This is a genomic window from Vibrio sp. V42_P2S4T144 (assembly GCF_009904715.1).
Lineage (GTDB): Bacteria > Pseudomonadota > Gammaproteobacteria > Enterobacterales > Vibrionaceae > Vibrio > Vibrio alginolyticus.
The window spans coordinates 1-12,508 of record NZ_WXWS01000151.1 but is presented as its reverse complement, the minus strand read 5'-3'; the positions used below and the strand labels follow the sequence as shown (position 1 = coordinate 12,508).

Sequence of the window (12,508 nt, the reverse complement as noted above, 5' to 3'; positions counted from 1 at the left end):
CTTTACTTGGTTCTTTAGCACCAGCACATGCTGAAGATACATTGAAATCTTACACTTCGACATTGCTTCAGCTTGATGATGGTGATGCACGCTCGAAAAAAATCCGCTTAATTTATTCTTTAGAAAATGTCTGGAACCAATCTTTGCTACCAAATGGCGCTAAAGAAGCCAAGTTGATCCTAAATGGCGGTTCTGGCTTCGACATGACTAATGTTCCAAACAAAGAACAAATCTATGGTTTTGCTACTGGGGGAGATTACCGTTACACCGTTCCAACGGCTTTTAAGCTGGCACTGAGCTATTTAAATGGCGCCCCTTTACGCCACATGAGCCATGCTCCAGAAAACACCATTGCAACGGCATCTGTCAGTGAGTCGCTAGATTTTAACCTTGGATTCAGTGCTTCTACTTCTCCAAATATTAGTGGGGGAATCTCCTGGAGCAACCGTGTAACGTACGACCAGCCAGAGTTTCAAACGGTTGCCGATTTTAACCAAGCTAACGAAAGCATTAATTGGTTAATTGAAAACAAGACTATCCGCCATAATACGCCAGCTAAAGACTGGTTATTGTATCGTTGGACCAGTTGTGACATGGGTAATTTGATTGATTACAATGAGTTACCTGTCGTTATGCGTTCAGACTTTAAACCACAAGTCGGCGTCGTATATAGAAAAAATGACATTCAAGATGGCCTAGATACATCAGAGATCAAGCTGGTTGCTGGTTGGCGAAAAACCAATTACTACTTTGGTCGCGACTGGTGTAGCTGGTATACCACACCAGAAAATACCTGGAAGAAAAATCGTGATAGCAGTCAATGGACAGAGACTAGCCGAGCCATAACTATCTCTTGGAATGACGATCTCTACCACTAACTTATTAGCCTGCGGCCACGGAATAAATAAGTGGCCGCCGTATTTACTAATGAAATAAACGGTAAGACATGACACATGACAAGTAACAAAAAACTCTTGACTGGATCGGCGCTAGCACTTGGTGCAGTACTCGCCATATTTCTGATTAATTCAAATAACAAGAATGCCCAGACCGAACCTGTTGCAAGCCTTGACGAGCAAATCAAGACAGAAGACGCTGCGACAATAAGTGTAACGCCTCCTGAGAGCAATGCTGCTCAAAAGGTGGTTACCACTCCAACACCACAAAGTGGCAATGATGATACTTCCGACGTCATTCCAGCTACACCTTGGATATCTGCCCCATTAAATGAACTGAGCAATGAACTGTACGATTTTATTGAAGCTGAACAGGTAAGTTACATCAGTACGACCGACTATCCATTCGACGAGCAAAAGCAAAAGCAATTGCGAACATTAGCTAAGCAAGGGGTTCCTATCTTGTTTGACAATACGGAGTCATCCTATTTGGATAGCTACGGTGTCAGCGAAACCAAAGTCGTATCAGAGTATTTTGGTACGGCGTCTGAAGGTGATGTCATCATCGCTACCGGAGTACAGAATGCAGATGGCAGCATTCATTATCTAGTTTTGCCTTTGAAGAGCAACGATCTCAACGATAACAGTAAATTGATTGAGGACACTAAGCTCGCAATCACTCTACTTAAAGAAAAAAAGCATGACTTGATAAAAGAGAGACAAAACGAACATCGCCAATAAAAAGTAAAGGGAGATAGCCTCTGTATCGCTATTTCCCTTAAAACTCAGTTCTCAATTAAGAAAAGCTCATTTATCCCTACTTACCGGCACCCTATCCGAAATTACCTTGCCGTCTTTGATGGTGATGATGCGTTTAGTGCGCTCTGCCAGAGCGTTATCGTGCGTCACGATGATTAAGGTTCTACCTTCGGCGTGGAGTTGGTTGAACAGAGCTTCGATCTCAGCACCAGATTTTGAATCGAGCGCGCCGGTTGGCTCGTCAGCTAGGATGATTTGAGGGTCGTTCACTAACGCTCTGGCGATAGCGACTCTCTGCTTTTGACCACCAGAAAGCTGGTTTGGTTTATGGTCTAAACGATCCCCTAGCCCGACTTGCTCTAGCAATTTGGCGGCGCGATGGCGACGTTCTTTGCCTTTGATGCCAGAGTAAACCAACGGCAGCGCCACGTTATCGAGCGCCGTCGCGTATTCCAATAAGTTAAAGCTTTGGAAGACAAACCCGATCTTTTGGTTACGAATGCCAGCTAGGTCATTCGCACTTAAACTTGCGACGTTTTGGCCGCCAAGTTGGTACTCGCCATCTGTGGGCTTATCTAAACAGCCGAGCATATTCATCAACGTTGATTTCCCCGAACCGGACGGGCCAAGAATCGAAAGAAACTCGCCTTGATTAATGGTTAAGTCAACGCCGTCTAACGCGCGAACTTCCGCCTCCCCACTTGAGTAGTATTTGCAGATGTTGGTCAGCTCAACAAGCGGCTTGTTCGACATGTTCTCTCCAGAGTTATTGTTGTTATTCACTTTGTAGCGCCTCCAACGGGCTGACTTTTGCGGCTCGGTTTGCAGGTAACCATGCAGATGCCACACCAATGATCACTAAGGTGAGGATGACAATCGCGACAACGACCCACGACAACTCAGGGACAGGTTTACCCAGTTGTTCATAAAAGGCATTGCCCTCTAAAGGAATGGAACTGATGGCAGACACCAGCGCGTACGTCACGGCTAACCCAAACGCCCCCCCCATCATCATTGTCAATAAAGACTGTACTAAATAGTGCATGCGAATAGCCGTTGGGGTTGCACCGACTGCCATGCGCACACCGATATCACGCGTAGATCGCTTTACGGTGGCATACATCACATTGGCGATGCCAACGCCAGCAACAGCTAACGTCACGAAGCCGATAATGCCAAGGAAACTCTGCAAACCTATCAGAAACTGCTGCATACTCTTTTGCTTAAGGAACATATCATCAACTTGGACGACCTGTTCATCACTGATACTTGCCCCGTGTTTACGGGCAATCACTTGCCTGATCGTCTTTGCTAAGGCTTCTCGGTCTACATTTGCTTGTGGCTGCACATTGATGCCACCAATTTCACCGTTGACATGAAATCGCTTCCACGTCGCTAACGGCACAAAGCTGGAATAGTTGATAAGATCCCCCAGTTCTATTTGGGCGCTGTTTTTCTCCAATACGCCCACAACAGTGAACTCCTCATTGCCGATTTTTACCTTTTTCCCCACAGGGTTGACTTGCAATGTGACTGTCGCAAACCAACTAAAGTCCTCATTCGGGTTGAATAAGTCGGCTGCCAGTTCATAACCCAGTACAACGACTTTGCGCGTCTCTTTTTGATCGAGTGGGTTTAACCATCGCCCCCCCGCCATCGGCACCAAATTGGTCATGGATTGAAACTCGCTCGTGACCGCTAACGGCTCTTGCCACGAGCTTCTGTCACCAACGGTGATACGCTCTTTCCACTTCGCCGTTGGCGCAACGCTTTTTACATCGGGTAACGCTCGAACGACCTCTGAATCGTCCATTTTTAGTGTCAGAAACTTACCTTGGTGAAAAGCACCGTGGTCGACGGTGGCCATCCCTCCGGTCAAATAAATCAAGTTGCCGTTACCATTTTGTGCGGTTTTCAATACGCCCTGACGAATACCCTCACCTACCGCCAACATAGCAGCGATACAAAGGGTCGCCCACGCTACAGCCAGAATGGTCAAACCCAGTCTCAGCTTTTCTGCGGCCATTTCTTGGAAAATTTGTCTCATCGGTAACAACATGACTAGGCCCTCGCACTCAAAGCAATGACTGGCGTGAGACGCGATGCTCGCCTTGCTGGGAAATACGATGCCATCAATGCCAAGATAAGCGTCACAAGTAAAGACCAAGCAATGGAATCTGGCGTGATCACAGGCAAACCAATCCATTCCGGTAACGCCATGCTGCTTAGGACAGATACCACGGCATACGAAAACATCAGACCTAATGCCGTGCCCACAGCTACCAAAATAAGCCCCTCAAGAATAAACTGACTGAGTATGGATTTTTGAGTCGCCCCGATCGCCAAACGCACACCGATTTCACGCGTGCGCTCCGTGACAGATAAAAACATGATGTTGGCAACGCCAAGCGCACCGACCGCCATGGTCATCGCGCCGCTCGCTCCAAGAAAAATCTGAATGCCACGTAAAATTCCACTGATGACCGCCGCACCTTCACTAAAATCGGGTAATTCGACCGCATCTTTATCACTTGGGTCAAAATGAAGCTGCTTGGCGAAAAAGTTCACGATATTTTGTCGAAACGACGATGCATCCATCCCTTCTCTCGGCTTCATCAATACCATCCAAGGTTTCGCATCCCACAAATCGCGGTACGTTGTTTGAGGAATGAAAACCGTGCGGCTATCGCCGAATGAAATGCCAGTGTCCTCACCAACGGTTATCCCAATCACCAAAAACGGAATGCCGTTGACTTTGAGCCTATCCCCGATTTGGATTCCGCCCATTTGCGCAATTTGATCGCCTAACACCGCCACGCGAGTGTGGTTGTCCATATCACTGGGTGACAGGTTTCTCGAACCGGATTGCAGCTTGCGTTGCATTAAAGGAAAGTAAGACGTATCAATACCGCTGACCGTACTCGATAAATTCTGTCCTTTGAGATTGGTGATATTCGCATCCCATTTGGCGTAAACGCTCGACGCCTGTTGCACGAAGCCCGACTGTTTGATCATGTCGACTTTTTCTTGTGGAATATCAATTTGTCGCCTTGAAGGTAACCCTTGCCACGGTTTACTGGTGCTCGATGGAAACACCACTTGCACATTGTTGATCATAAACGAAAACGACTGGGTCTGATGGCGATAAAAGCCTTCGCCAAGTGCGATTAACACCACCACAGAGATCACGCCCCAAGCAATCGCGATAATGGCTAGCACGCTCTTCATGCGGTGCGCCATCAACGTTTGCCAAGTTTGTTGCAATAGGCTGCTCATGAATGAAAAGCCCGAGAGATCAACGCCATGGTATCGTCATCGAGTTTCCCTGCGGTTTGCAGTAAGCCGATTCTCTTACGCCAGTAGCTGTACAAGTTGGTTTGCAGACTGTTTTTCGCCTCAAACAAGCTGTTGTGTGCGCTGATAACTTCCGACACTTCAAGCAGACCAGCGTCGTAAAGTTTCTCTTTGCTTTGCAACACTCTGGCGCGCGACTCAACCAGCTCGTTCGCTATCAAAACTTGATTCCAGTTGATATCGACCTGCGTAAACTGCTGAATAACTCGTTTCTGAATATCAATTTCCACTCTACGCATATCTTGCTTGGCGCTTAAAATGTTCAACGATGCTTCGTCCACTTTCGCTCGCACTGCACCATTGAGGTCAATCGGCAAACTCAAACTAATCCCAGCGTTAAACTCGCCGTTTGAACGATTGTCACCATCGCTGTAGCCCACACTGCCTTTGACGGTCGGGTAGTATCCACCTTTAGCTGAATCTTTCGCGAACTCGCTCGCTTTCACCATCTGCGCCGCCACCAACAGCTCTGGACTGCTGTCTGTCGCTAGCTTTAGCCATTGCTCCTGAGAGTTCACCAGCATCGGTGGCTGAATCAAAGAATCCGTTCGAATTTGGTCGACACTCTCGGGCATTTGATTGATTAACGCCGCAAGATCTGCTTTTTTCACTTCGAGATCGGCTTTTGCATTGAGGATACTTGCTTGCTCAGAGACTTGATTCGCTCGCATCTCTTCAACATCAACCGACTTCACTTTGCCTGCTCGATAGCGTTTCTCGATGATGTTGAGAAGTTCTTTCCCCTCCTCCAGCTTGGACTGCGCCAATTTGAGGTCGCCCTGTGCGCTTGCCACATCTAGGTAAGCAGTGAGAAACTTCTGCGCAAGCTCGTTATGCGATTGAGATAGCTCTAACTGTGCTTTGAGATAATTGGCATTCGCTTGATCCAGTTCCGACCACAAGCTGCTATCCCAAATAGTTTGAGATAAGGTAGCGCCGTAACTGTTCGAATGGCTTGAGGACTCATTCCAATCCGCTGACGCACTGGCACTTAAACCCGGCAATAACGCACTGCGGCTACTCTGTACGCCAACCTCGCCAAGCTGGACGCCGATTTTCGCTTTTTCGTAATTTGGATCGTTCTGCTTTGCTTGTTGCCAAGCTTGTTCAATAGAAATTGCGTAGGTCGGCAAACTGAGCGTGGCAGCCAACAATGCAAAGGCGATTGTTGATCGTTGCAGCTTAACCATGCGCCGCTCCCATCATACTGTTGTCGATAACCTCTTCATCAAGCTCCACGCCGTCAAGCACTTCGACATTGATGCCATCTGACAGACCGAGTTTCACAGGTTGTTTATGAAACCCTTGTTCTGAGCTATCGGGGATCAGAACATTCGGTGCGTCACCATCAAATTGCAGAGCGCGCTCCGGTAGCGTGAGTACGTTTTCAGACTTCTTAAGAATGATTTGAGCCGTCGACGAAAACCCAGAACGAAGCAACACATCTTGTGGGATCTTGAGTTCTCCCACTTCAACCTCAAAACCGTTATCAAAACTTTTTGCCGAAGCGTTGCCTTCTGGTGAGTTAAGGTTCTCAGATTGAATCGCCACTTTGGTTAGCACACCAGAAATCGCCACATCAGGATAAGGCGCAACCGTCAACATAACGGGCATTCCCGGAGACAACTGCGCAGCATCATGCTCACTGACGCTGCCTTTAAAAATCAGGCTGTTCATGTCGGCCAATGACATCATTTCAGTCGCGGCTTGGCTTGATTGAGTCGAGATGATCGGCTCTCCGACCTCAACTTTCTGGTTGAGTACCGTGCCATCAATTGGCGCGTAGATCGTCGACGTTAAACGTGCATCGCCGATAGACGCCTCGCCACTGCGGATGAGTTCGAGATTCTGGCGCTTTTGCAATACGTCCGCTTGCGCAGATTTGACTGCCGAGCGCGCACTTACGTATTCGTCGTAGTTACTTGGAATAATGTCCTGCTTGACCAAGCTTTCTAAGTTGGACAGTTTTTGTTTGGCGGATTCCAGATCGGCTTCGCTACGCATGAGTTCTGCCGATGCATCCGTTAATGCTTGGGGGGTTGGGTTTGGACGCACTTTGATCAGCGGCTGGCCTTGTTTCACCTTTTCACCAACTTTCGCGTAAATTTCACCGACGATACCGTCGATTTGTGACTTGATAGACACAGAGTGTGCAGGGACAATTTTACCAACAGCCACCGCTTGTTTTTCAATCGTGCCTTTTTCCACAATCAATGTAGGCAGTAATTCTGGTTGAGCGGCAGATTGGAGATAGAAGTACGCAGCACCGCCGAGCAGCGCAATGCTCACTGCGGAGACAAGCCAACGTTTCGTCATTATTTATTCCAACAATTATTGGGTAGTCTAATGACTACTCCTAAAACACAAAGTTGAAGGAATAATATCCTGCTTTAATAGCGGTTTGGTTGTCACAGTTGGTATGGTTTTGTCAGTCACCTCTGACAATCAAAGACTAAAAAAATCTCGAGGAATCATTCAGCAAAGACGCTGTCTACGATGGCGACTAACATGCTCTGTAACCGCTCGTTTCAACCACCACCCTTTTCATTCTGAACAATGTGCAAAATGGCGCTGTTCGATATCCTCCAATCGCATATCCATACAGTCTTGCGCCTCACGTCCTAGAGCAGGAAAAACTGCATGCGCTTTTAAAATGCCTTGGCTGATAAAGCCGCATTTCTCCAACACACGGATATTCGCGTGGTTGCCAATATGCGGGGCGGTGCGAATGCGCGTTATACCCAAGCTTTGCAGGTAGACAACGCCAAGTTTGCAGGCTTGGGTTGCATAGCCTTTTCCCCGATAGCGAGCAGAAATACCAAAATGGATTTCACTGCTGTCTTGCTCAGGTATCAGCACCAGACAACCAATAGGAGTTTGAGAAGTGAGTTCTTCAATAGCGAAGACTAAGAGATTGGGAGACTTTTGATCATATTGAGCACACCATCTTTCGATAGCTTCAAGGGTTTGATTAACATTTTGGTGGGCTTGGCGATTGAGGAAGCGGCATGCTTTCTCATCGCCTAAATAGTTTTCAAACAGGGGAGCAGCGTCTGTTGTTTTGAGGTATCTGATTGCCACTTGTTGAGATTCAACTCTCATCATGATTTAGCTCTGATAAACATTCGGTTTCCAGATTTGCATAAAGTTTTCTACTGGAGCAATAGGAGTGAACCCAAACTGTTCGTACAACCCATGAGCATCGCGGGTTGCAAGCATCATACGGCGTAAGCCTTGTAGTTCTGGATGAGCAACAATTTCTGAGATCAACCACTTACTGATGCCTTTACCACGGTGTACCTCCATAACAAACACATCGGCAAGGTACGCAAACGTGGTACGATCGGTAATTAACCGAGCAAAAGCAACGAGTTGATTTTCATCATCCAAAACCGCGAAACAGAACGAATGGCGCAATGACTTCTCAAGGCGTTCTCTTGGAATGCCCTTTCCCCAGTAACTGTTTGAAATGAACTCGTAGATAACGTCTAAATCCATGTCATCTAACGACGTAGTAATTTGAAATCCTTGCATTGTATCCCTCAACATTGATTTATATTTTCTTAGCCACACAGACAAGCGAGTTGGCATTCGCCTCAAATGCTTGCGCTGACCAAGACTGGTACTTCTCTATGATTCTGAATCCCGCTTGTTCAAGGAAAACCTCTATGTCTTCCAGCGGACGATATTTTAAATCAATGCTGGAATACTCAATCGTTCCACCTTCAAAATGGCGCTCTTTCTTCAAATACATGATGGATGTTTGCAAGTCATACTCGGCCTTCATACCTAAATAATTCACTTCACCATAGGTTGGAGAAACATAGGTTTGCCACAGTGCCATCTCATTATCCAGTTCTAGATTCTCTGGCGTTGGTAACCGCGTATCGAAGACAAATCGCCCACCTTTTTCGAGGTGTCTTGATATTGAGCTCAGTGCACCTGCTAGCATCTCATCACTTAAAAAGGCTTGGAATGCATTCCCTGTCATTATGGCTAGGTCAAACTTCTTACCTAACGAAAACTGGGTTGCGTCGAGATGAAGAAAACGCAAGTTACTCCTGCTTTTGGCTTTGTCCTTTGCGTGTTTGAGCATCCCTTCAGAAATATCAATGCCAATGGCTTCGTTGAGTTGCTCAGAGACTGGAATCGTGACAATGCCGGAACCACAACAGACATCCAGTACACTTCGAGCATTGGTTTCTTCGATTAACCTTGTGATAAAAGCAATGTCGTGATGGTAATGCTGGTCGTATTGAGCATCGTATTCAATGCCAGACCCGAACTCGGTTAAATCTTGTGTTTTCAAAAACAATCCTTGTTTGTTACTTATTTCAGCGGTGTGACTTTTTCAGCTCTAGCATCAAGTATCGACACACATAACCAACACCAGATACGTAACCAATCACATTTTCTAGGGAAACCACTTCCAACCCCGCTTGCTGACAGAGTTGCTCAACTTCACTTTCGGTATATGCCGTATGCACGACCGATCCACTATAAGTATTTCGAGGCAAATCTTGTCCATCCGGATCGTGGTATTGAAAGCTGATAAAACATCGTCCATTCGCAGTTAGCTTATGCGAAATGCACTCCAGAAGTTGTTGAGGCTCTGCTAGAAACTCAGTAAAACCAAGTGCGGTGATAAGGTCGAAGGTTTGTTCAAACAAAAGGGAAAATGGCTCATCGAGATTATGAACCGCGACGCTTTGATAGAGGTTAGTTTGGCGCGCTTTATCAACCATTTTGGACGAGATGTCTAAGCCATGGATGGCGAGTTCTGGATAGTGACTTTTTACGACATGGCCGATACTGCCAGTCGCACAGGCTAGGTCGAGAACCGAGCCTTGCTCGATGGGAAAGGTTTTTAACTTCTCAGAAATCCAACGTGGACCGACGTAGTGACTGTCATCCACCAACTTTTGATAACGATCCGACACATCATCATACATTTTTGCTACGTTCATCGTTTCCTCCTTGATAACCAGAACGATGCTCGAATGTAGCACGCAATAAGCATCTAGACACTTATTGGTTAACTAGTTCTTTATGGTATGTGACCGACTGGTTGTTTAGGACAACAAAAAAATCCGATACTCAATATTTTGAATATCGGATTTTTATAGCGTTATCGAGCTAACCAAATTCTCGCTAGTATTCCTATCGGAGTGGTAACGCCAGTTGTGACAGAGGAAGTTTCACCATTTCTTAAAACATAAATGGTTGGGGTCACGCTAATTTTCCATTCGCGCATAATATCGCTTGAAGGATCGTTTATGTTTTCGAAACGATATTCTTTTGCCCTCATAAACTGCGCCACACGCTCATTCGGTCCCGACGATCCAGAAACGCCAACTACGGTGTAGTCATCACTCAGCCAACTCACGCTTGGGCTTACAAATTTACAAGCGGGACACCAAGTCGCCCAAAAATAAACAACGACAGGTTGTTCATAACTTTGCGCGATTGCATCGAAGTGTTCGCCATCGCTCAAGACTGAGCTCAATGGTGGTGACTCCTGTTTAGGAATATCTTTAGTGCGATACCAATCCATCGCGATGGAAATGACGGTGACAATGAGCACCATCTGTACGATTTGAACGAGCCAATATCGGAATGTTCTACGCCGCTTTGTCGAACTCATTGAATAGCTCCCCCACTCGCTTGCTTCACCGCACTTAAAACAACATCATCAGTCAGAATCACAGGTAACGGGATACCTTGCGGCGCTGCCGGGCCATAGACGATGTTAAACGGCACACCGTAACGCCCATGAGCTCGTAAAAAGTCAGTTACCGAGCCGTCCGGATGTGTCCAATCCCCTTTTAACGTCGCTACATTAGGGCTTTGCAGCAATGAGTAGACAGGATCTTGCCAGATCACACCGATCTTGTTCGCTTTACACGTGACACACCAATCCGCAGTGACATCCACAAACACCACTCGCCCATTATTGACGTGATCTTCAATCGCCGAGTTAGAAAGCTTCTGCCACGCTAAGTCCTCAGGAAGCGGTGTCGCCCATTGGTCGGCAGTGACACTACCAAGTAACAGGCCACCAGCTATCAACACTAATGACGCAGTTCCGGATACAGCAAGCGCTTTCTCACCATACACTTTCTTAACTCTTGCCATCATTACAACAAAAGCAACCACAGCGATGAGTGCAATCCATAACATAGGTACATGATTTGCCATTAATGAAAGTAGCCAAACGCTGGTTGCCAGCATCATTATGCCAAACGCTATTTTAACGACATTCATCCACGAGCCAGGCTTTGGTAGTTTCAGCGCGATATTTGGAAACACAGCGACTAAGAGCCAAGGCAGTGCCATACCCAATGCTAATGCTGTAAAGGTTGCAAATAACGTTAATACGTCGGCACCCAAGGCAAACGCCACGGCCGTTCCTAGGAAAGGCGCAGAACACGGCGTAGCAAGCAAGGTTGCAAACATCCCTTGCACATAGTGTCCAGCTAACGAGTTGTCACCTTTCGAGGCCAGCCATGTATTGGTACCCGATGATAGACGGACTTCAAACAGCCCCAGCATATTGGCCCCAAACAAAGTGGTGACCAACACCATCAAACCTAAGAACCAGGGGCTTTGAAATTGCACGCCCCAACCAATGGCATTACCTGTTAGCTTGAGCACCAAAATAAAACCAGCGAGAATCCAGAACGACGTTAATATACCAAGTGACGAGGCAACAAACTGAGCGCGAATTTGACGACGCTCGATACCTTGAGCGGCAACAATACTACTTAGCTTCATCCCCAAAACCGGAAGAACGCAAGGCATAATGTTAAGAATTAAACCGCCGAGCAACGCGAATAGAAAAACACTCGTTAGAGACGTGCTCGGCAGCGGTTCAACTATTGCCTCAGCAGTTGCTTGAGTGGTTTCTTCTGCTAGTAAATTGGTGTCTTTGATGGTCACAAACAGCGACTGACCATCTAACTCCACATCGCCCAGCCAAGTATCAACGATATAGCTCGCGGTGACGATGTTTCCTTCTGGATGCATTCCTTCAAGCTTGAAGCTATAGTCTCGCGTTGCTTCATCGACACCATCCACCAGCACTTGTGGTTGTTGCCAACCCTGACTGTTCTGTAGCTTGATTTGTAGTTTCGATTGGTTCGCATCCCAACTCGCCTGAGTAACATCAATAAACGGCGATGGCTGCGGCACGTTACTCACTGCTTGAGCGTAACTGAACATCACGTCTTCATCGACTTTTAGATCAGAAGGCAAGAACGTCAATTGAATTTGATAGTCGGTCAGCACACAAATCGTCGTACAAGAAGAAAGTGTCAGTACCGCATCAATCGTGACAGGTTTGGACATGTCTTCGACGTGCAGCGTCATGGGGAACAAAGTGTCGCCTTTATACCCAAGAGTCTCGATACCTAATAGTTCGAATTTTTGTGGGTGCGGCCATTGCCAATCCACTTTGGATAAATTTTGTGAATTTTGCCAATCAATAGATGGTGCTACGC

The 12,508-nt window shown here is 46.8% G+C and carries 13 protein-coding genes; 2 read left to right on the top strand and 11 right to left on the bottom strand.

Annotation, left to right across the window (positions count from 1 at the left end):
- Both CAG68_RS04960 and CAG68_RS04955 read left to right on the top strand, forming a co-directional pair.
- Positions 1-878, top strand: an 878-nt coding sequence (locus tag CAG68_RS04960) for a leukocidin family pore-forming toxin (protein WP_161440842.1), incomplete at its 5' end; no start/stop codon positions are given.
- A gap of 75 nt (positions 879-953) precedes the next feature.
- Complete coding sequence (locus CAG68_RS04955; protein WP_086046922.1) at positions 954-1,637, top strand: topoisomerase I; 684 nt, start codon at positions 954-956, stop codon at positions 1,635-1,637.
- A 66-nt stretch (positions 1,638-1,703) separates the two neighbouring features.
- Here the strand turns inward: CAG68_RS04955 and CAG68_RS04950 are convergent, their stop codons facing one another.
- The 11 genes from CAG68_RS04950 to CAG68_RS04900 all read right to left on the bottom strand — a co-directional run.
- The gene (locus tag CAG68_RS04950; protein ID WP_086047150.1) at positions 1,704-2,408 is read right to left on the bottom strand and encodes an ABC transporter ATP-binding protein; all 705 of its coding nucleotides are present in this window, start codon (positions 2,406-2,408) and stop codon (positions 1,704-1,706) included.
- Positions 2,409-2,430: 22 nt separating this feature from the next.
- Positions 2,431-3,714, bottom strand: coding sequence for an ABC transporter permease (locus tag CAG68_RS04945; protein ID WP_086046923.1), 1,284 nt, complete (start codon positions 3,712-3,714; stop codon positions 2,431-2,433).
- A gap of 2 nt (positions 3,715-3,716) precedes the next feature.
- Positions 3,717-4,931, bottom strand: coding sequence for an ABC transporter permease (locus CAG68_RS04940; protein ID WP_047010017.1), 1,215 nt, complete (start codon positions 4,929-4,931; stop codon positions 3,717-3,719).
- Entirely contained in the window at positions 4,928-6,199 is a 1,272-nt protein-coding gene (locus CAG68_RS04935) for a TolC family protein (RefSeq protein ID WP_047103361.1), read from the bottom strand. The genes CAG68_RS04940 and CAG68_RS04935 overlap by 4 nt, the downstream gene beginning before the upstream one ends.
- Positions 6,192-7,325, bottom strand: a complete 1,134-nt coding sequence (locus CAG68_RS04930) for an efflux RND transporter periplasmic adaptor subunit (RefSeq protein WP_065274694.1) — start codon at positions 7,323-7,325, stop codon at positions 6,192-6,194. Before CAG68_RS04930 ends, CAG68_RS04935 begins: the two co-directional genes overlap by 8 nt.
- Before the next feature lie 228 nt (positions 7,326-7,553).
- Positions 7,554-8,114, bottom strand: coding sequence for a GNAT family N-acetyltransferase (locus CAG68_RS04925; RefSeq protein WP_086046924.1), 561 nt, complete (start codon positions 8,112-8,114; stop codon positions 7,554-7,556).
- 3 nt (positions 8,115-8,117) lie between these two features.
- On the bottom strand, positions 8,118-8,543 hold the full coding sequence (locus tag CAG68_RS04920) for a GNAT family N-acetyltransferase (protein WP_161440840.1): 426 nt from the start codon (positions 8,541-8,543) through the stop codon (positions 8,118-8,120).
- Positions 8,544-8,562: 19 nt separating this feature from the next.
- Positions 8,563-9,318, bottom strand: a complete 756-nt coding sequence (locus CAG68_RS04915; RefSeq protein ID WP_086046926.1) for a class I SAM-dependent methyltransferase — start codon at positions 9,316-9,318, stop codon at positions 8,563-8,565.
- 25 nt (positions 9,319-9,343) lie between these two features.
- Positions 9,344-9,976: a class I SAM-dependent DNA methyltransferase gene (locus CAG68_RS04910; protein ID WP_005376705.1), complete on the bottom strand. Its 633-nt coding sequence runs from the start codon at positions 9,974-9,976 to the stop codon at positions 9,344-9,346.
- Between the two features lie 161 nt (positions 9,977-10,137).
- Complete coding sequence (locus CAG68_RS04905; RefSeq protein ID WP_086046927.1) at positions 10,138-10,653, bottom strand: protein disulfide oxidoreductase; 516 nt, start codon at positions 10,651-10,653, stop codon at positions 10,138-10,140.
- Positions 10,650-12,508 (bottom strand): cytochrome c biogenesis protein CcdA (locus CAG68_RS04900; protein WP_161440839.1); only part of this gene is annotated, 1,859 nt, incomplete at its 5' end. The genes CAG68_RS04900 and CAG68_RS04905, both read right to left, overlap by 4 nt.